The following is an 18,813-nucleotide window of genomic DNA, read 5'->3' on the forward strand; positions in this document are numbered from 1 at the left end:
AAACGCAGAGACACCAACCCACCCCGGCCACACCCGTGGGAGCGGTCGGTGGTCGGTTCAGTCCGGCCATACCCGTGGGAGCGACCGGTGGCCGGTTCCGCTCTGGGGCGGTCAGCGTCCGCGCGACACCACCGCGAGGGCTCCTTCCTGGTCGACGATCGCGACATCGCCCGACTTGTCCGTACGGTAGACGCGGGCGCCCATACGGTTCAGCAGGCTGAGGGTGGACGGGGCCGGGTGGCCGTAGCCGTTGCCGGCTCCCACGCTGACCAGTGCCGCACGGGCCTGAACCGCCGCGAAGAAGGCCGGGACCTGCCGAGGCGATCCGTGATGCGGGACCTTGAAGATGTCGGCCCTCGGCAGGGAGTCACGCAGGAGCCGGTGCTGGGCCTCCGACTCGATGTCGCCGCTCAGCAACGCCGACCCCGCCCGCCAGCGGACGTGCAGGACGATGCTCGCGTTGTTGGCGGCACTGCCCTCCCCCGGCCCGTCGGCCGCCGCTGACTCGGGCGCGAGCACGGTCAACTCGGACGGGCCGAGCCGCCACCGGGTGCCCGGCTGCGCGGTGTGCTCGGGGATACGTCGGCGGGCCAGGCCGGCGCTGAGACGGGCGCTCTGCGGCGCGGACGCGCGGTGCGGGCTGGTGATGACCGCTCCCACCCGCCGATCACGCTGCACGCCCGCCAGGCCGTTGACGTGGTCGCCGTGCGGGTGCGTGAGGATCACCAGGGGCACGTCCCGAACGCCGAGCCTGCGCAGGCACCGGTCCATGACGGCCGGGTCGGGGCCGGCGTCGACGACCACACCTTGGCCGGGACCGGCCGCGATGACCAGCCCGTCGCCCTGGCCGACGTCGCACATCACCATCAGCCATCCTCTGGGCGGCCAGGGCGCGGCGATCGGCCTGATCACGAGCACCGCGATCAGCACCCCGGCCGCGACGGCCAGGATGACGGCCCGTCCCGCCCGCCGTCTCAGCAGCACCACCGCCACGGCGGCGGCGACCGCCAGCAACCCGAGCCCCGCGATCCCCTGCGGCCAGGGCACGCTGGCCAGCGGGATCCCGACCGCCCACCGGGAGACCACGATGATCCAGCCGACCGCGTACCCTGCCGGAACCACCAGCGCCTGCGCCGCCTCCGGCCAGAACGGCGCGATCAGCGCCGCCACGAACCCCAGCAGGGTCGCGGGCGCCACAGCCGGCCCCGCCAGCAGGTTGGCCGGCACCGCCACCAGGCTGATCTGACCCGACATGAGCACCAGCACCGGGGTGACGGCAGCCTGCGCCGCAGCGGTCACCACCACCGCCTCCGCCGCCCACCGAGGCCACCGCACCCGGCGCCGCCCCACCGCCCGTCGTTCCACCACAGACCGCGGACAGGAGTCACCGGGACGCGCCAACCCCACCGCCCCCGTTGCCCCACCCACCCCAAAACCAGAACCCGCCCCAGGCTCGAACCCCCTCAACCCAGGACCCCGACTCGCCGCAGCAGAGAACTCCCCCGCCTCCCCGCCCACTCCAGAACCGGGACGCGCCCCAGACGCGAAGCCCTCCAGTCTCACGCGGGCACTTTCACCCCCGCCCACCCCAGAACCCGAACTCGCCGTAGCCAGGAAGTCCCACGACCTCGCCTCCCTGCCCAGCCCTGCACCGGGATGCGCCAGGCGCGTGGAGTCTTCCGGCTCGGAGGCTGGGCACGCTTTCCTGCCCGAGCCGGAGACGGGACGGGCCACAGGCGCGTGGGCCGCTGAGCCTGGCGCGGTGGGAGGGGGATGTGCGGTGGGGTCGCCGGTGAGGCGGGTGCGCCAGCGGGGGGCCAGGAGGAGGATGCCGGCTGTGGCCGTCACCGAGAGGGCGAAGCCGTAGGAGCGGGCCAGGTCGGGGACGAACAGGATGAGCAGCAGGACGGCGGCGGACAGTGCGGCGACGCCGTCCTTGGCCCGGCCGGTGCCCAGGGCCAGGGCGGCCACCAGACCCATCAGGAGGGCGCGCAGGACGCTGGGGGACGGCCGGGCCACGATGGCGAAGGCGATCATGGCAAGGGCGGCGAAGGCGGCTCTGGGGGCGAGGGGTAGCCCGGCCAGCCGGCAGAGGGCGAGGGCGGCACTCGCGACGATCGCCAGGTTGGCGCCGCTCACAGCGTTGAGGTGACTCAGGCCCGCTTCCCTGAGATCCTCGTCGACCTGGGGGTCCAGCCGCGAGACGTCGCCGACCACCAGGGCTGGGAGGAGGCCACGCTGGTCAGGCGGGAGGACGCCGGCCGCCTCGCGCAGGCCGCTGCGGAACTCGCCTGCCACCGTGTGGACGGGCGAAGGGGGCGTGAGGATCTCGGGCGGGTCTCGTACCAGGAGGATGGCGGCGACGAGGCCGGGTGAGGTGGGCTCGGCGAGTCGGCCCCTGACGTGGAGACGCTGGCTCGGGAGGAGCGGTCGCCATTCCGCGCCGTTGGCGAAGACCACGATCGGGCTGTGGACGGAGATGCGGCGGGTGCCGGTGCGGAGGATCTCCAGGTTGGCCTCGACGACGATGCTGTCCCGCTGGAACAGGCCAGGCTTGGGGCGCCTGACCTTGGGATCGTCGGTGAGGGTGATCTCGGCGGTGATGGACGCGCCCTCGGCGGCCAGCTCGGCGACGGGGCCGGTGGTGACGGCGTGCAGGCGGAGCGCGATCGAACCGCTGGTGGCGGCGACGCTGATCAGCACCGCGACCATGGTGTTGCGGCGGGCCGTGCCTCGCGCGAACCGCCAGGCCACCGGCGAGCCGGCCGCCGCGAGAAGGCACGTGAGGATGGCGACCTGGACGGGGCAGCCGAGGAGAACGAGAGCGGTGGTCCACGCGGCGGCCGCCGGGATCACGAGCGGCCAGAAGTGGCCCCCGCCCCTCTCACCACGGCTCGACGCCCCGCCGCAGCCCGCTGCCCCGCCACCTTCGCTGCCACCGAACCAATCCCCACCGATCTTCCCGACCCTGAACCTCGCCCCACCAAACTTCCTGACCCTGAACCTCGCCGCACCAGGCTTCTCGAGGCCGGATCTTCCACCATCGAACTCCCCCAGAGTGGACTTCCTGCGGCCGAACGTCCGGCCACCGAACTTTCCGACGGCGGGCTTCTTTCGGTCGAACTTCGCGCCACCGAACGCCCCGCCACTGAACCTCCCGACGCTGGACTTCCCGCCGCTGAATGCGGGCCTGCTGCGTTCGCAACCCCCCGCCCTGCCGCTGCCGGGTGCGGCGTCGACACGATCGTTGGGGGTCGGGGTGGTGATGGCTGAGGGACGGATCGGGATCGGCATCAGATGCGGACCTTCGGCTTGATCTCCTCGAACCGCCGGGTACCGATGCCGCTGACCTCGCGGAGCTGATCGACGCTGGTGAAGCCGCCGTGGCTGGTGCGGAAGTCGACGATGCGGGAGGCCAGGACCTCGCCCACGCCGGGGAGTTGTTCGAGCTGGTCCAGGGTGGCGGCGTTGAGGTCGATGACGGCGGCTTCGGGTGCGGCGGCGGAGCCAGGCCCAGCGGCTGGGGCGCCGACCATGATCTGCTCACCGTCGACGAGGCGTCTGGCCAGGTTGAGAGTGCCCAGAGGGGCGCCCCGGCGGACGCCTCCGGCGGCGGTGATCGCGTCCTGCACGCGGGAGCCGGTGGGCAGGGGGTAGACGCCCGGCTCACGGACCTTGCCGGCGACGTGGACGGTCACCTTGGTCGTCGGGGTGGTGGCGGGCGTCGCGCTGGCAAGTGGAGCCGGGTCAGGCAAGGGCTCGGGGACGGGCTGGGCGCGCCAGAGGAGGAAACCCGCCACCAGGACCGCCGCGGCGCCGAGGGCCAGCAGGACACGCAGGCCGGGCCGACCGGGGTCCAGGGCGGGAGCGGCGGCCCGGAAGGCCTGGAAGGACTCGGGCACCCCGGCGGAGAACGGGGCGCCCTCGGAACCGGTGAGAGAACGGAGCCGGGACTCGGCGATGGTCCGCTCGGACGTCGAATCTTGGGCGCGCACGGCCGGAAAGGTACGGGGCAGCCCGGTGCCCGACACGTCCCGAGCGAGGTTCTGTGGACAACGACGCCTTGTTCACAGGCCCTACGGCGAGCCCAGCGAACGAAGACACCCGGTACGGCAGCCGACCGAGGGGTTCCCGAGAGGCCGCGTCCGGGACGTCGAGCTAGGCACGGCACCGGAGCCCCGGGGTCACGAAAAGCCGCACCCAAGACGACAGGCTGGGCGCGGTACCAGCGCCCCAGTTTCCCAAAAGGCCGCACCCGAGACGTCAAGCTAGGCACAGTGCCAACCTCCCGGGTTCCCGAAAAGCTTTGGACCCCCCGGTCCCGCGCGGACCTCCCCGTCGCGACAGGCCCTCCCCAGCCACCGCCGCGACCACCAGCGACTACGACGTCGGAGAGATCGTGATGCCCAGCATGCCCGGCCCCACGTGGACCCCGATCACCGCGCCCACCTCCACCACCCGGATCCCCACCGGCCCGCGCACCCGCTTGGCCAGGTTGGCGGCGAGGGACTCGGCGCGGTCCGGGGCGGCCAGGTGCTGGACGGCGATCTCGACCGGCTCGTCGCCCGCCTCCTCCACCGCCAGGTCCTCCAGGCGCGTGAGGGCGCGGGCCGAGGTGCGGACCTTCTCCAGCAAGGCGATGCGCCCGTCCGTCAGGTGCAGCAGAGGCTTGATCATGAGGGCCGAGCCCAGCAGCGAGGCCGCCGCGCCGATCCGGCCGCCACGGCGCATGTGGTCCAGCGTGTCGACGTAGAAGAAGGTCCGCGTGCGGGCGGCGCACCGGCTGGCCGCAGCCGCCACCGACTCCAGGGACTCCCCCGCCTCGGCGGCGCGGGCCGCCGCCAGGACGGGGAAGCCGACGCCCATCCCGATCGAGCGGCTGTCCACGACCGTGACCGGCAGCGGCGCCTCGCGTGCCGCCTTCCTGGCCGCCTCCACCGTGCCGGACAGGTCTCCCGACAGGTGGATGGACACGGCGCTCGCCGCGCCCCGCGCGGCGAGCGCGGCGTAGCAGGACGCGAAGCGCTCCGGCGCGGGCCGCGAAGTGGTTGCTGTGGCGAAAGTTCCGGCGAACTCGGGCTCATCCCAGGACCGATCACCGGAAATCACCTGTACGGGGACAACAGCGACGCCCGGCACCTCAGGCAAGTAAGCGGTGGAATCCGTGACTACGGCGACAGCGGGCGGCATACCCCGACTTTAACTACTGAACCGGCGTCCCACCCCGCCAGACGCGGCGCGGCTTGAGGCCGAAGGACCAGGCGAAGGCGCCCTCGTGGTCGGCGTCCCACTGGACGATGTCGGCGAGCCGTCCCGGCTGCAGCACCCCTCGGTCGGGAGCGCCGAGAACGGTCGCGCCGCCCAGCGTCGCCGCGCGCAGCGCGTCGTTGACGCTCATCCCGAACGCCGACACCGCCATCGCGATGACCAGCGACATCGAGGTGATGCCGCAGTAGCCGGGGTTGTGGTCGCTGCCGAGCGCGATCTGCACGCCGTGCTTGATCATCTGGCGGACCGGCGGCAGGTGGCCGCGCTGGAGGGCGGTGGCGGGGCAGACGACGGCGGGCACCCCGTAGCGGGACATGATCGCGATGTCCTCTTCGGACATGTGGTGCAGGCCGTCGGCGGAGGCGCAGCCGAGCTCGGCGGCGAGCTGCACGGCGCCGCGGCGGCTGAAGAGGCCGGCGTGGATGCGCGGCAGCAGGCCGACGTTGCGGCCCGAGGCGAGCACCCAGCGGGACTCCTCGGTGGTGAAGTGGCCCTCGTCGCAGTAGACGTCGACGCTGTCGGCGCCGGCCGCGGCCGCGTCGGCGCACCAGGCGCCCACGGCCTCGACGTATTCGCGCTGGCGGCCGAAGTATTCGGGAGGCACGACGTGCGCCGCGAGGAAGGTGACGTGCACCCGCGGCATCATCGGCTCCTTCTCCAGCTCGCGCAGGAGCCGCACGTCGGCCAGCTCGCCGTCGCGGGTGAGGTGGTAGCCGGTCTTGGCCTCGACGGTGGTGGTGCCGTTGAGCAGCCAGCCGCGCAGCCGCTCGCGCACGCCGTTGCAGAGCGTCCACGGGTCGGTGCCGCGCGTCACGGTGACGGTCGAGCCCACGCCGCCGCCCGCGGCGGTGATCGACGCGGAGGTCGAACCGCCGGTGCGGATGGCCAGCTCGGCGTAGCGGTTGCCGGCGTAGACGGGATGGGTGTGGGCGTCGATGAGGCCTGGGGTGACGAGCGCGCCGCTCAGGTTTTCGACGTGGTCGACGTCGACGATGTCGTCGACGACGCCGGGGACGCTCTGCGGCAGGTCAGGCGCCCGGCCGACCCACGCGATGCGGTCGTTGTGCACGAGGATGGCGGCGTTGCTGAGGACCTCGTTGCCGGTCCACAGGCGGCCGATGTTGGTCAGCAACCGAACGGTCACCGCATCACCGCCCCACGCGGGAGCAGCACGCAGCGCACGGCCTCCGCCGCGCCCACTGAGTCCGCTCCGGGTCCGGACGACATGGGGTCTCCTGCTCTCATCCGCAATGCTGTAGCGGTGACCGTATCGCCGGACTCATGATCCGGCGATTTCAGTTCAGTTACGTTATTTCACAAGCGGGCTTGCTGTACAGGGTTATCCGGAAGAAAGCCCACTCATCCCAGACGCCACACCCTCAACCACAGGCCCCCGCGTGCTCCATCGTGCGCAGCAGCCGTCATCCCTTAACCCGTGTCATTAAGCCGAAAGGCTCGGCTAATCCTAGCAATCCCAGCGTTGCGGGACCACTGCCGCGTTTGGGCAGCCCTGGCCACTTTGTGACCAGAGCTGCCCTCGCGTGCCGTTAAGAGACTCGTTCGACCGGCTTGCCTACGCGCATCAGCTCCTGGTAGAGGCTCGGCAGCACGCGGGCGTGCAGGATGGTGCCCTCCTCGACGTGGTCCACCGAGAGCACCTCGCCCTCCTTGTGGGCCCGCGAGATCAGGTCGCCCCGGTCGTACGGGACGAGCAGCGCGACCTCGTGGTCGAGCCGCGGCAGGCTGCGCTCGATGAGGGCCAGCAGTTCGGGGATGCCGGCGCCGGTGCGGGCGGACACCACGACGCTGTCGCGCTCGCGTCGCGCCAGGCGGTCGAGCACCTCCTGGTCGGCCGCGTCGGCCTTGTTGATCACCACGATCTCCGGCAGGTCGGACGCGCCCTCGATGGTCCCGAAGACCTCGCGCACGGCGGCGAGCTGGCCCTCGGGGTCGGGGTGCGAGCCGTCGACCACGTGGAGGATCAGGTCGGCGTCGCCGACCTCCTCCAGCGTCGACCGGAACGCCTCGACGAGCTGGGTCGGCAGGTGACGGACGAACCCGACGGTGTCGGCGATCGTGAACAGCCTGCCCTCGGGCGTGCGCGAGCGGCGCACGGTCGGGTCGAGGGTGGCGAACAGCGCGTCCTCCACCAGCACGCCCGCCCCGGTGATCCGGTTGAGCAGCGAGGACTTGCCCGCGTTGGTGTAGCCGGCGATGGCGACCGCGGGCACCTCGCGCTGCTGGCGGCGCTGGCGCATGGTGTCGCGGGAGGTGGACATGCCCTTGATCTGGCGGCGCAGCTTCGACATCCGCTCGCGGATGCGGCGGCGGTCCAGCTCGATCTTGGTCTCACCGGGGCCGCGTCCGCCGATGCCGACGCCGCCGGCCGCCCGGCCGCCGACCTGGCGGGACAGGTTGCCGCCCCAGCCGCGCAGGCGCGGCAGGAGGTACTGGAGCTGGGCGAGCTCGACCTGGGCCTTGCCCTCCCGGCTCTTCGCGTGCTGGGCGAAGATGTCGAGGATCAGCGCCGTACGGTCGATCACCTTCACCTTGACGATGTCTTCGAGCTGGCGGAGCTGGCCAGGGCTCAGTTCGCCGTCGCAGATCACCGTGTCGGCGCCGGTCGACTCGACCACGTCACGCAGCTCCAGCGCCTTGCCGGAGCCGATGTAGGTGGAGGGGTCGGCGAACTTGCGGCGCTGGATCAGGCCTTCGAGGACCTGGGAACCCGCGGTCTCGGCCAGGAGCTTCAGCTCCTGGAGCGAGTTCTCCGCGTCCTCGACCGTGCCCGAGGTCCAGACCCCGACCAGGACGACCCGCTCGAGTCGCAGCTGCCGGTACTCGACCTCGGAAATGTCTTGAAGTTCAGTGGAGAGGCCTGCGACGCGCCGTAGCGCCTGGCGCTCCTCGAGGTCCATCTCGCCGGTCTCGTACTCTTCGATCGCGGGGTTTTCGTGCATTCGTGTCATCTCTAATAGGAAACGTCTGGACACCTCGGTGTCTTCCCCGATCGTGGCACGACATCCTCACCGCCAACACCTGATTATTGCGGCAACACGCTGACGTCGCCCGATCCGGCGCTGACCTTGATCTTGCGAGGCGCGTTCCGCTCGTCGCGGACCGAGACCGTGGTGTCGCCGCTGCCGACGTCGGCGCTCACGTCGTAGCCCTCGTCGGGGACGCGCAGGATGACGCTGCCCGAGCCCGTCTCCACCTCGGCGCTGTCCGGCGCGGCCGCGTACTCGAGCTCGATGTCGCCCGAGCCCAGCTCGGCGACGACCGTCTTGCCCGTCAGGCCGGAGGCGTCGACCGTGCCGGAGCCGGAGCTCACGGTGAGCGGCCCCGACAGCGCCCTGAGCGTGATGTCGCCGGAGCCGGCCTCGGTGGTGACCTGGAGGCCCTTCGGCACCTCGATCTTGTAGTTGACGCCGCAGTTGCCGGCGACCAGCCTCGGGCAGTCGTACTTGATCACAAGCGTGTCGCCGTTGACCGTGTGCTCGGTCGTCGGCTTCTCGCCGCGCCACTGGATGGTCTCGTCGACCTTCACCGTGCCGCGATCCGTCTCGGTGATCTCGGTGTCGCCGGAGCCGTTGCGCACCTCCAGCTTGGTGACCTTCTCCGCGACCTCGTACGAGACGGAGTCCTGCTCGGTGGGCCCGGCGATGCCCGTCAGGCCGCATCCCGTCAGGCCGCCGGTCAGCAACGCGGCCGAGGCCAGCAGGCCGCCCGCGATCACAAGTCTCTTCATGCCCCCGATCCTTCCGCGCGTGGCACCCCCACGCATCGGGGATGCCCCCGAAGGCGTCCCCGGCTTTGACCCTCGGAACCCGGATGGCGTAGCTTCCCTTCCATAATCCAGAAGCAGTTTTCCACGAAGCGGAAAGAGATCGCACCATGGAGATCACCGGCCCGATGCTCGACCGGTTCGACGAGGTCCTCACGCCCGAGGCGCTCTCGTTCCTGACGACACTGCAGCGGGAGTTCGGCGGCAGGCGGCTGGAGCTGCTGGAGGCCCGCCAGGCCAGGCAGCGGGAGCTGGCGGCGGGCGGCACGCTCGACTTCCTGCCGGAGACCAAGGGGGTCAGGGAGGGCGACTGGCGGGTCGCGCCGCCCGCGCCCGGCCTGGAGGACCGGCGGGTCGAGATCACCGGGCCGGTCGACCGCAAGATGACCATCAACGCCCTCAACTCGGGCGCCAAGGTGTGGCTGGCCGACTTCGAGGACGCCAACTCCCCGCTCTGGGAGAACTGCGTGCTCGGCCAGCTCAACCTGCGCGAGGCGCTCGACCGTACGATCGACTTCGAGTCCGGCGGCAAGGCCTACGCGCTCCGTCCCGACGAGGAGCTGGCCACGATCGTGGTGCGGCCGCGCGCCTGGCACCTGGACGAGAAGCACGCGCTGGTCGACGGCGACCCGGTGTCGGCGTCGCTGTTCGACTTCGGCCTCTACTTCTTCCACTGCGCGAAGCGGCAGCTCGACAGGGGCAGCGGCCCTTACTTCTACCTGCCGAAGATGGAGTCCCACCTGGAGGCGCGGCTGTGGAACGACGTGTTCACCCGCGCCCAGGATCTGCTGGGCGTCCCGCACGGCACGATCAGGGCGACCGTGCTCATCGAGACCTACCCTGCCGCGTTCGAGATGGAGGAGATCCTCTACGAGCTGCGCGACCACTCGGCGGGGCTCAACGCGGGCCGCTGGGACTACCTGTTCAGCGTGATCAAGAGCTTCCGCACCCGGGGCCGCGAGTTCCTGCTGCCCGAGCGGAACGCGGTGACGATGACCGCCCCGTTCATGCGCGCGTACACCGAGCTGCTGGTGCGCACCTGCCACAAGCGGGGCGCGCACGCGATCGGCGGCATGGCGGCGTTCATCCCGTCGCGGCGTGACCCGGAGGTCAACGCGGTCGCGCTGGAGAAGGTCCGCGCCGACAAGACGCGCGAGTCGGGCGACGGCTTCGACGGCTCCTGGGTGGCGCACCCCGACCTGGTGCCGATCTGCCGCGAGGTCTTCGACGGCGTGCTCGGCGACCGCCCCAACCAGCTCGACCGGCTGCGTGAGGACGTCACCGTCACGGCCGCCGACCTGCTGGCCGTCTCCGAGACGCCGGGCGACATCACCGAGGCGGGGCTGCGCAACAACGTGGACGTGGCGCTGCGCTACCTGGCCGCGTGGATGGGCGGGCTGGGCGCGGTGGCGATCCACAACCTGATGGAGGACGCGGCCACGGCCGAGATCTCCCGCTCCCAGATCTGGCAGTGGATCCACAACGACATCACCCTCGCCGACACCGGGACCCAGGTCACCAAGGAGCTGGTCGAGCGGATCATCGGCGAGGAGCTGGAGAAGATCGCGGCCGAACCGGGCTACGACGAGAAGCTGTTCGGGCAGGCGACGGAGCTGTTCAAGGAGGTCGCCCTGGACGACGACTTCGCCGATTTCCTGACGCTTCCGGCATACGCCCGAATGCCGTAGATGCCGCCATATATTTGCACTATAGGGAGGCCGAGTTCGCTGGAGGCGCCATGCTGGACACGCTGACGGCGGCGCTGCGCGAGGTGCTGCCCGCCGACGCGGTGATAACAGACCCCGTCCGGCTGCGTACCTACGAGTGTGACGGTCTCACCTATCACCGGGCCACGCCGGGCGTGGCCGTGCTCCCCGACACCGCCGAGCAGGTGGCGGCCGTGGTCAGGCTGTGCAACGAGTTCGCGGTGCCCTTCGTGGCCCGCGGCTCGGGCACTGGCCTGTCGGGCGGCGCGCTGCCCCGCGAGGACGGGGTGCTCGTCGTCACCTCCAGGATGCGCCGCGTCCTGGAGGTCGACCTGCCGAACCGCCGGGCGGTCGTCGAGCCGGGGGTCACCAACCTGGCGATCACCGAGGCGGTGCGCGACCAGGGCTACTACTACGCGCCCGACCCGTCCAGCCAGCAGATCTGCTCGATCGGCGGCAACGTGGCGGAGAACTCCGGCGGCGCCCACTGCCTCAAGTACGGCTTCACCGTCAACCACGTCGAGGCCTGCGAGATCGTCACCCCCGACGGTGACCTGGTGACGCTGGACCGGATGGACCCCGGCTACGACCTGCTGGGCGCGTTCATCGGCTCGGAGGGCACCCTCGGCATCGCCACGAAGATCACGGTACGGCTGAGCCGCGCGCCCGAGTCGGTCACCACCGTGCTGGCCGCCTTCGAGAACATCGAGCAGGGCGGCAGGGCGGTGTCGGCCATCATCGGGGCCGGCATCGTGCCCGCGGCGATCGAGATGATGGACGCGCTGGCCATCGAGGCCGCCGAGGCGGCGGTGGCCTGCGACTACCCGCGTGGCGCGGGCGCCGTGCTGATCGTCGAGCTGGACGGCCCGTCGGCCGAGGTCGAGCTCCAGTTCGCGCGGCTCAAGGAGATCTGCGCGGGCGCGTTCGAGCTGCGGGTGGCGGCGGGCCAGGAGGAGCGGGCGGCGATCTGGAAGGGCCGCAAGTCGGCGTTCGCCGCCGTCGGCCGGATCAGCCCGGCCTACATCGTGCAGGACGGCGTGGTGCCGCGCACCGCGCTGCCGCGCGTGCTGGCCGAGATCGACCGGCTGTCGGCCGAGCACCGCATCAGGGTGGCGAACGTGTTCCACGCCGGCGACGGCAACCTGCACCCGCTGGTGCTGTTCGACGACGCCGAGCCGGGCGCCGGCGAGCGCGCGGAGACGGTGTCGGGCGCGATCCTGGACCTGTGCATCGAACACGGCGGCTCCATCACCGGCGAGCACGGGGTGGGCGTCGACAAGGCGAGATACATGCCGCGCATGTTCACCGACGACGACCTCGACACCATGCAGCTCGTACGGTGCGCGTTCGACCCCCGGGGCCTGTCGAACCCCGGCAAGGTGTTCCCCACGCCGCGGCTGTGCGGTGAGGTGCCCGGGGTGCGCAAGGGCGCGCACCCGCTGGTGGAGTCCGGGAAGGCGGAGCAGTTCTGATGCTCTCAGAGGATCTGACCGGGGTGACGGTCAGGGAGGCCGGGCCGGAAGACGCCGTGTGCGGGGTGACGCCGCGCTGGGTGGCGCTGCCCGAGACGGTCGAGGAGGTGTCGGCCCTGATGCGCGCGTGCGCGGACCGCGACCTCGCGGTCGTGCCCGCGGGCGGCGGCACCAAGCTGCACTGGGGCCCGCCGCCGGAGCGGCTGGACGTGCTGCTCGACCTGTGCTGCATGAACGAGATCGTCGAGCACGCGGCCGGCGATCTGGTGGTGCGCGCCCAGGCCGGGGTGACCATGGACGCGCTCGCGGCGGCGCTCGCCGGCAGCGGCCAGGAGCTCGCTCTCGACGTTCCGTTCACCGAAGGCACCACGATCGGTGGTACGCTCGCCGCCGCGGTCGCGGGGCCGCGCGCCTTCCGCTATGGCACGGCCCGCGACCTGCTTATCGGCATCACCGTCGTGCTGCCCGACGGCACCGTCGCGCGCTCGGGCGGCAAGGTCGTCAAGAACGTCGCCGGTTATGACCTGGGCAAACTGTTCACCGGCTCGTTCGGCACGCTCGGCGTGATCGCCGAGGCCACCTTCCGGCTCCACCCGCTGCCCGCCGACCGGCGCTGGATCGTGGCGGTGATCGAACCTCCCCAGGTGTCGGAGCGCGGGCCGTGCCAGGTGAGCGAGCTGGCCGCGATGCTGGCCGCCGCCCAGGAGGAGCCGAGCGCCGTCGAGCTCGACTGGCCGCACGGGCAGGGGCCGATCTGGATGACCGTGCTCGTCGAGGGCGCGGCGGCGGAGGAGCGGGCCCGGGCGCTGGCGGAGCGGATGGGCGAGCCGGTGACCGGGGTGCGCGACGAGCCGCCGCCGCAGTGGGGGCTGATCGCCGACGACGACCTGCTGGCCGAGGTGCGCTTCCCGCCGGCCGCGCTGACCGAGGTGCTCGACGCGGTGCACTACAGCGGCTTCTCGCTGCGCGGGTCCGCGGTGACCGGCCGGATCTGGCTGGAGCTGTGGGGCGAGGAGGACGAGGAGAAGGTCTCCGGCGCGGTGGACGCGCTGCGCGACCGGCTGGAGCCCTGCGGGGCCCGGCTCGTCGTGCACGCGACCCCGTACGAGAGCGTCCAGCGGTGGGGGCGCGTCGGCGCGCTACCGCTGATGCGGCGGGTGAAGGAACGGTTCGACCCGGGGCGAAGGATGTCTCCCGGCCGGTTCGTGGGAGGCATCTGATGGACCCCGACCTGATCGGCGACTGCGTGCACTGCGGGTTCTGCCTGCCGACGTGCCCCACGTACGTGCTGTGGGGCGAGGAGATGGACTCCCCGCGCGGCCGCATCCACCTGATGAAGCAGCACGTGGAGGGCACTCCTGTGACGCCGGAGATGGCCGGCCACTTCGACGCCTGCCTGGGCTGCATGGCGTGTGTGACCGCCTGCCCTTCCGGTGTCCGCTACGACCGGCTGATCGAGCAGACCAGGGCCGAGGTCGAGCGGGCGCACGAGCGCGACCCCCAGGAGCGGGCGGTGCGCGGCCTGGTGTTCGGGCTGTTCCCGTATCCGCGCAGGCTGCGGCTGACGCGGCCCGGCACGGGGCTGGTCCGGCGGCTGGCGCCGTTCCTGGAACGGGCGCATCCGAGCCTGGGCGCGATGGCGGCGCTGGCGCCCGAGGTGCGGCGGCGGCAGCGGCTGCCCCGGCTGGTGCGGGCCAGAGGTCCGCGCCGGGCCGTGGTCGGCATGCTGACCGGGTGCGTGCAGGGCGAGTTCTTCCCGCAGGTCAACGCGGCCACCGCGCGGGTGCTCGCGCTGGAGGGCTGCGACGTGCTGATCCCCGCGGGGCAGGGCTGCTGCGGCGCGCTGAGCGTGCACGCCGGACGCGAGGACCAGGCCAGGCGGCTGGCCCGCCGCACGGTCCGTGCCTTCCGCAGGGCGGGCGTCGAGGTCGTGGTGGTCAACGCCGCCGGGTGCGGCTCGTCCATGAAGGAGTACGGGGAGCTGCTCGGCGAGGAGCCGGGCTTCCGGGTGATGGACCTGTCGGAGTTCCTGGTCGAGCTGGGCCCGGTGGCCGAGCGGCGCCCGCTGCCGCTGACCGTGGCCTACCACGACGCGTGCCATCTGGCGCACGCCCAGGGCGTCCGGTCGCAGCCGCGCGAGCTGCTGCGCGGCATCCCCGGGCTGGAGCTGCGCGAGGTGCCCGACTCGGCGATCTGCTGCGGCTCGGCCGGCACCTACAACATCTTCCAGCCCGAGGCGGCCCGCGACCTCGGCGACCTCAAGGCCAAGGCCGTCGGCTCCACCGGGGCCGGGCTGCTGGTGTCGGCCAACCCCGGCTGCACCATGCAGATCGCCGCCGCGATGCGCCGCCAGGGAGCGGAGATCAAGGTGGCGCACACCGCCGAGGTGCTGGACGCGTCGCTGCGCGGGGTCACCCTGTGAGCGTGCAGTCGGTCGAGCGGGCGCTCGACGTGCTGGAGGCGCTGGCCGAGCAGGGCGGTGAGGCGAGCCTGTCGGAGATCGCCGCCCGCACCGGCCTGCCGTACGGGACCATCCACCGGCTGCTGCAGACCCTGCTGTCGCGCGGCTACGTGCGCCAGGAGTCCGACCGCCGCTACGCGCTGGGCGGCGGGCTGGTGCGGCTCGGCGGCGTGGCCGAGGGCATGGTCGGCGTGTGGGCGCAGCCGCACCTGACGCGGATGGTGGAGCTGTCGGGCGAGACGGCCAACCTGGCGGTGCTCGAAGGCGACTTCATCGTCTACGTGGCGCAGGTGCCGTCGCCGCGCAGGCTGCGGATGTTCGCCGAGGTCGGCAGGAGGGTGCTGCCGCACAGCACGGCGGTGGGCAAGGTGCTGCTGGCGTGGCGGGCCGCCCACGACGCGGTCACGCTGCTGGAGCGCACCGGCATGCCGCGGCGGACGCCCAACACGATCACCGCCACCGGCCCCATGCTCGCCGAGTTCGACGTGGTGCGCGACCGCGGCTATGCGCTCGACCTGGGTGAGGAGGAGCTGGGCGTGCACTGCCTTGCCGTGCCGGTGCGCGACGGCGACCGGGTGGTGGCGGCCATGTCGGTGTCGGGCCCGGCCGAGCGGATCGACGCCCTGGACCGCGACGAGCTGGCCCGCGGCATGCTGAAGATCGCCGACGCCTTCGGCGCGGAGCTGAGCCCGGCCGCCGGATAGCGCCATGGAAGCCCTGTTTTCGTCAGGGTGACGACGACTCTCGGCGCTCGGACGGACTAAGCTGTTGCGCTATGAGCAACAGCTCCGTGCAATCCGTCGACCGCGCCATCGCCATCCTGGAGATCCTGGCCCGCGAGGGCGCCACCCGCGTGACGGACCTCGCCTCGGAGCTGGAGGTGCACAAATCCACCGCGTCCCGGCTGCTCGGCGCCCTGGAGCAGGGCGGGCTGGTGGAGCAGACCGGCGACCGGGGCCGCTACCGGCTCGGCGTCGGCGTGGTCCGGCTCGCCGGCGCCGCCACCGCCCAGCTCGACCTGGCCAGGGAGAGCAGGCCGGTCTGCATGCGGCTGGCCGAGGAGGTCGGCGAGACCGTCAACATCGCGGTGGCCCGCGACGGCGACGTGGTCAACATCAGCCAGGTGCGCGGCCCGTCCGCGATCAGCGGGCAGAGCTGGGCCGGCGCCCGCACTCCCCCGCACGCCACCTCCAGCGGCAAGGTGCTGCTGGCGTTCGGCGCGCTGGCCGTGCCCGACGAGCTGCACCGGTTCACCCCGCTGACCATCACCGACCGGCGGCAGCTCGGGCTGGAGGAGATCGTCCGGCGCGGCTGGGCGGCCGCGGTGGAGGAGCTGGAACCGGGGCTCAACGCGGTCGCGGCGCCGGTCAGGAACATCGACGGCGCGGTCGTGGCCGCCGTGAGCGCGTCCGGGCCGTCCTTCCGCCTGACCCCGCAGCGGCTGCCTGAGGTGGGCGAGTCCGTGGCCGAGGGCGCGCGGGAGATAAGCCGGCGGCTCGGCTATTACGGTTGAAGCATGTGCCGAAGCATCAAGACCCTGCGCCCCCCGTACACCGAGGACGTCACCGAGGACGACGTGCGGGCGGCGGCGCTGCAGTACGTCAGGAAGATCTCCGGCTTCCGCGCCCCGGCCCCGCACAACGCCGAGGCGTTCGACCGCGCGGTCGAGACGATCACCCGGGCCTCCGAGGAGCTGCTGAGCTCGCTGCGAGTTCGCGGATCCCGTTGACACGCCCGCCCGTCGGGAGAAGTGTCCGCGTTGTAACCCCACCGACTCCAGGGGGCGATCATGATCAGCGGGCTTTACCAGGGGCAGGACGGTGACTCGACGCTGGTGCTCCGCGTCGACGTCGACGGGCCCCGGCCGACGGGCCGGGTGAGCGGCGACCTGTTCGCCGCCTCGGGCGCGACCGTCACCTACGACGGGTCCTTCGTGGTGCACGCCCCCGTCGTCACGGCGGAGGCTGACGAGACGCGGGCCGAGGGGCGGGGGGAGTTCACCTTCGCCACACCGGACCGTGACGTGCGCGTCACGATCATCGGCGACGGCGGCACCGCGCGCGTCGCCGGGCGCGACTACCCCGTCCGGTTCACCTCGCGCCACTTCCGTGAGGTCGTGCTGGAGCAGGATTCGGTGGCCGGAGCCGTGCCGTTCGTCTCGTACCACACCGGCAGGCTGCGGGGGCCCGACGGGTCGCCGGCGCGCGAGCTGAACGTGGTGGAGGCCTGGGCGGAGGCGGGCGTCGGGATGACCGTGACCGAGCCGGGCGTGATCCCGGTCGACGGCTCCGGCGCCGACCTGGCCTGGGACGACGCCGAGCTGCACCACGCGATGACCCAGCAGTTCAGTCAGTTCGGCGACGCTCCGGCCTGGCGGGTATGGCTGCTGGTGGCCAGCCGGCACGTGGGCGGCTACCGGGGCATCATGTTCGACTACGACGACGCCCACCAGCGGCAGGGCGCCGCCGTGTTCCACGACGCGATCAAGGGCGACTCGCCGGAGGCGCAGCGGGCCCAGTTACGGACGTACGTGCACGAGCTCGGGCACGCCTTCAACCTGCTGCACTCCTGGCAGAAGAACCTCGCCACGCCGCCCCAGCCGCTCGGCCCGCACGGCGGCTTCGGCGATCTGTCCTGGATGAACTACGTGCAGAACTACCGGCCGGGCGGCGAGGAGGGCTACTGGGCGGCGTTCCCGTTCCAGTTCACCGACGCGGAGCTGGTGCACGTGCGCCACGGCTTCTTCCGCGACGTCGCCATGGGCGCCAACGCGTTCGGCGCCGGCGCCGCCGAGGTGGCCCCGTTCGAGCAGCCGATCGAGGACCACTCGGGGCTGGCGCTGGAGCTGCGGGCCAAGGACCCGTTCGGGTTCGGCGAGCCGGTGGTGGTCGAGCTCAAGCTCTCCTGTACGGGCGAGCCGCGCGTCACCCACGGCCACCTCCACCCCGACACCGAGTTCACCCAGGTCACGATCACCCAGCCGAGCGGCAGGACCGTGCTCTACCGGCCCATGATGCGCCACTGCGTCGACCGCTCGCCCGAGATCAGGCTCGACGCCGGCAACCCGGCCATGTACCGCAGCGCCTACATCGGCCACGGCCGCGACGGCCACTACTTCCAGCAGCCCGGCGAGTACCGGGTGCGCGCCCAGTACATCGCCGCCGACGGCTCGCACGTGGTCTCCCCGCCCTGCCTGGTACGGGTGCGCTACCCGGCCACCGACGACGACCACCGGGTGGCCGAGCTGATGCTGGGCGAGGACCAGGGCAAGCTGTTCTCGCTGCTCGGCTCCGACTCGCCGGCGCTGCGCCCGGGCAACGAGGCGCTGGACGAGATGATCGACCGGTTCGGGCAGCACCCGCTGTCCGTCTACGCCCGGATGGTGAAAGGGCTCAACGCCGAGCGGGAGTTCAAGACCATCACCGCCGGCAAGCGGCTGCGGATCCGGCCGCCCGACCCGAAGCAGGGCATCGAGCAGCTCGCCAGGGTCGCCGGGGCGGGCACGATCGACAACATCACGCTCAACATGGTGATGCGCCGCTGGGCCAGGGCGGAGGCGCGGCAGGGCGACCTGCCCAAGGCCAGGGCGGTGCTCGACAAGATGGTCGCGACCTTCCAGGCCAAGGGGGTCAACCCCATCATCATGGGCCAGATCAGGAAGCAGGCCGAGCTGACCTCGCAGGCGCTCAGTCTGGAAGCTTGACCGGTCGGCCGCCCGCGCAGCCCACCTTGACCTCGACCTCCTCGGCGTCGTCGTCCGGCTCGAACTCCACCTTGGCCTCGGTGTCGGGGCCGGGCTCGACGCCGTCGACCGAGTAGCCCTGGGCGGGGCTCCACGAGCGCAGCGTCACCTCGCCGCCCGCGCAGGAGGCGATGACGGTGCCGCCCGCGGTGCGGATCACCTCGTTCTCCAGGGGCGCCTGGGTGGGGGTCCGCGCGGGGCTCTGGGACGGGCGCTGAATGGTGGCGGTCACCCTGGTCAGCGCGGCACGGGCCTCCTCCTGCGTCATCACCTGGCCGGACGTGCCGGTCAGCGCGCCGCCGAGCAGGCCGAGCACCGCCACGGCCGCGCCGGTCGCGGCGACCGCGGCGGCGGCCCAGGCCAGGACGAGTCGCTTCACC

General features: G+C 72.1%; 15 protein-coding genes. 8 read left to right on the plus strand and 7 right to left on the minus strand.

Annotated features, from left to right (window positions below; translation table 11 throughout):
• Window positions 1–111: 111 nt before the first annotated feature.
• The 6 genes from KME79_RS44660 to KME79_RS09640 form a co-directional block, all read right to left on the minus strand.
• Window positions 112–2,856 carry a ComEC/Rec2 family competence protein gene (locus KME79_RS44660; protein ID WP_308248851.1) on the minus strand — a complete coding sequence of 915 codons (2,745 nt, stop codon included), beginning with the start codon at window positions 2,854–2,856 and terminating at the stop codon, window positions 112–114.
• 437 nt (window positions 2,857–3,293) lie between these two features.
• Entirely contained in the window at window positions 3,294–3,995 is a 702-nt protein-coding gene (locus tag KME79_RS09620; RefSeq protein WP_308248852.1) for a ComEA family DNA-binding protein, read from the minus strand.
• Window positions 3,996–4,380: 385 nt separating this feature from the next.
• On the minus strand, window positions 4,381–5,190 hold the full coding sequence (locus tag KME79_RS09625) for a DegV family protein (RefSeq protein WP_219544133.1): 810 nt from the start codon (window positions 5,188–5,190) through the stop codon (window positions 4,381–4,383).
• A gap of 13 nt (window positions 5,191–5,203) precedes the next feature.
• On the minus strand, window positions 5,204–6,412 hold the full coding sequence (gene hutI / locus KME79_RS09630) for an imidazolonepropionase (protein ID WP_148033512.1): 1,209 nt from the start codon (window positions 6,410–6,412) through the stop codon (window positions 5,204–5,206).
• A 403-nt stretch (window positions 6,413–6,815) separates the two neighbouring features.
• Window positions 6,816–8,228 (minus strand): GTPase HflX, encoded by a 1,413-nt coding sequence (hflX, locus tag KME79_RS09635; protein WP_219544134.1) that lies wholly within the window; start codon window positions 8,226–8,228, stop codon window positions 6,816–6,818.
• Between the two features lie 83 nt (window positions 8,229–8,311).
• Window positions 8,312–9,016, minus strand: coding sequence for a DUF4097 family beta strand repeat-containing protein (locus KME79_RS09640; RefSeq protein ID WP_219544135.1), 705 nt, complete (start codon window positions 9,014–9,016; stop codon window positions 8,312–8,314).
• A 146-nt stretch (window positions 9,017–9,162) separates the two neighbouring features.
• On the opposite strand from KME79_RS09640, the gene aceB reads away from it, so the two are divergent.
• The 8 genes from aceB to KME79_RS09680 all read left to right on the plus strand — a co-directional run bounded on the left by aceB (window position 9,163) and on the right by KME79_RS09680 (window position 18,394).
• Entirely contained in the window at window positions 9,163–10,740 is a 1,578-nt protein-coding gene (gene aceB, locus KME79_RS09645; RefSeq protein WP_219544136.1) for a malate synthase A, read from the plus strand.
• 50 nt (window positions 10,741–10,790) lie between these two features.
• On the plus strand, window positions 10,791–12,230 hold the full coding sequence (locus KME79_RS09650) for an FAD-linked oxidase C-terminal domain-containing protein (RefSeq protein ID WP_219544137.1): 1,440 nt from the start codon (window positions 10,791–10,793) through the stop codon (window positions 12,228–12,230).
• Window positions 12,230–13,450 (plus strand): FAD-binding oxidoreductase, encoded by a 1,221-nt coding sequence (locus KME79_RS09655; RefSeq protein WP_219544138.1) that lies wholly within the window; start codon window positions 12,230–12,232, stop codon window positions 13,448–13,450. Before KME79_RS09650 ends, KME79_RS09655 begins: the two co-directional genes overlap by 1 nt.
• Window positions 13,450–14,652, plus strand: coding sequence for a (Fe-S)-binding protein (locus KME79_RS09660; RefSeq protein ID WP_219544139.1), 1,203 nt, complete (start codon window positions 13,450–13,452; stop codon window positions 14,650–14,652). Before KME79_RS09655 ends, KME79_RS09660 begins: the two co-directional genes overlap by 1 nt.
• A gap of 2 nt (window positions 14,653–14,654) precedes the next feature.
• A complete protein-coding gene (locus KME79_RS09665) occupies window positions 14,655–15,395 on the plus strand; it encodes an IclR family transcriptional regulator (protein WP_148034838.1) in 741 nt (246 codons plus the stop codon).
• Between the two features lie 71 nt (window positions 15,396–15,466).
• The gene (locus KME79_RS09670) at window positions 15,467–16,204 is read left to right on the plus strand and encodes an IclR family transcriptional regulator (RefSeq protein ID WP_219544140.1); all 738 of its coding nucleotides are present in this window, start codon (window positions 15,467–15,469) and stop codon (window positions 16,202–16,204) included.
• A 3-nt stretch (window positions 16,205–16,207) separates the two neighbouring features.
• Window positions 16,208–16,420 carry a DUF2277 domain-containing protein gene (locus KME79_RS09675; RefSeq protein ID WP_219544141.1) on the plus strand — a complete coding sequence of 71 codons (213 nt, stop codon included), beginning with the start codon at window positions 16,208–16,210 and terminating at the stop codon, window positions 16,418–16,420.
• A gap of 60 nt (window positions 16,421–16,480) precedes the next feature.
• Window positions 16,481–18,394: a zinc metalloprotease gene (locus KME79_RS09680; protein WP_219544142.1), complete on the plus strand. Its 1,914-nt coding sequence runs from the start codon at window positions 16,481–16,483 to the stop codon at window positions 18,392–18,394.
• Here the strand turns inward: KME79_RS09680 and KME79_RS09685 are convergent.
• Window positions 18,378–18,812, minus strand: coding sequence for a hypothetical protein (locus tag KME79_RS09685; protein WP_219544143.1), 435 nt, complete (start codon window positions 18,810–18,812; stop codon window positions 18,378–18,380). The two genes, KME79_RS09680 and KME79_RS09685, sit on opposite strands and share 17 nt — an antisense overlap.
• Window position 18,813: the final 1 nt, after the last annotated feature.

The organism is Nonomuraea harbinensis, from assembly GCF_019396385.1.
GTDB classification, from domain to species: Bacteria; Actinomycetota; Actinomycetes; order Streptosporangiales; family Streptosporangiaceae; genus Nonomuraea; species Nonomuraea ferruginea.

Bases quoted from the DNA above. Each gene is read 5' to 3' on its own strand.
- KME79_RS09625 (WP_219544133.1), bottom strand. From the start codon at position 5,190: ATGCCGCCCGCTGTCGCCGTAGTCACGGATTCCACCGCTTACTTGCCT.
- hflX (WP_219544134.1), bottom strand. From the start codon at position 8,228: ATGCACGAAAACCCCGCGATCGAAGAGTACGAGACCGGCGAGATGGAC.
- KME79_RS09640 (WP_219544135.1), bottom strand. From the start codon at position 9,016: ATGAAGAGACTTGTGATCGCGGGCGGCCTGCTGGCCTCGGCCGCGTTG.
- aceB (WP_219544136.1), top strand. From the start codon at position 9,163: ATGGAGATCACCGGCCCGATGCTCGACCGGTTCGACGAGGTCCTCACG.
- KME79_RS09650 (WP_219544137.1), top strand. From the start codon at position 10,791: ATGCTGGACACGCTGACGGCGGCGCTGCGCGAGGTGCTGCCCGCCGAC.
- KME79_RS09655 (WP_219544138.1), top strand. From the start codon at position 12,230: ATGCTCTCAGAGGATCTGACCGGGGTGACGGTCAGGGAGGCCGGGCCG.
- KME79_RS09660 (WP_219544139.1), top strand. From the start codon at position 13,450: ATGGACCCCGACCTGATCGGCGACTGCGTGCACTGCGGGTTCTGCCTG.
- KME79_RS09670 (WP_219544140.1), top strand. From the start codon at position 15,467: ATGAGCAACAGCTCCGTGCAATCCGTCGACCGCGCCATCGCCATCCTG.
- KME79_RS09675 (WP_219544141.1), top strand. From the start codon at position 16,208: ATGTGCCGAAGCATCAAGACCCTGCGCCCCCCGTACACCGAGGACGTC.
- KME79_RS09680 (WP_219544142.1), top strand. From the start codon at position 16,481: ATGATCAGCGGGCTTTACCAGGGGCAGGACGGTGACTCGACGCTGGTG.